The organism is Chryseobacterium potabilaquae (assembly GCF_902728265.1).
Taxonomy (GTDB): Bacteria; Bacteroidota; Bacteroidia; order Flavobacteriales; family Weeksellaceae; genus Chryseobacterium; species Chryseobacterium potabilaquae.
Window position 1 is genome coordinate 1 of the sequence record NZ_CACVBR010000139.1, and the last position, 562, is coordinate 562.

Annotated in this window: 1 protein-coding gene; it reads right to left on the minus strand. The window is 35.9% G+C overall.

Features of this window, described 5'->3' with window-relative positions; all coding sequences use genetic code 11:
* Positions 1–216: 216 nt before the first annotated feature.
* Positions 217–562: glycoside hydrolase family 130 protein (locus tag CHRY9293_RS18540; RefSeq protein ID WP_449386636.1), on the minus strand; the 346-nt coding region annotated here is incomplete at its 5' end.

Sequence of the window (562 nt, forward strand, 5' to 3'; positions counted from 1 at the left end):
TAACTTAAGGGATTGTATCAAATCCTGACAATATGTTGCAATACCGCATAACTTAGGAGGAAAAGTACTTATAAAGATAATTTCAGGTTTATGATAAATTGTGTTTTTGTTACTTTGTACAGTTCGTCTTTTTGTCTTTCCCTCCACGTCTGATTTTATATTTTTATTCATGTTGATATCTGTTTTAACGTTTGATCTTCTGTATAGAATAGTCAATTATGATGTGTACTGTAGTAATACCTTCAGTAATTCTGAAATACTTAAAGAAGCAACAGCTATTCTTTTATCAGCAGCTCCGTAATAAATATAAAGTGTATCTTCTTCTACGATGGCTCCGGTTGGGAAGCAGACATTATTCACTTCTCCCTTCTGTTCCCATTCTTCTTCGGGTTTGAAAAGAGGGTAAGGAAGTCTTGAAATTTCTTTTTCAGGACGATCAAGATCCAGTAAAGCAGCACATGCGCTGTAAACATACCCTTCAATGGTATCATGTACGCCATGGTATATCAAAAGCCATCCATATTCGGTTTCTATGGGGGGACACCCTCCTCCAATATAGCTT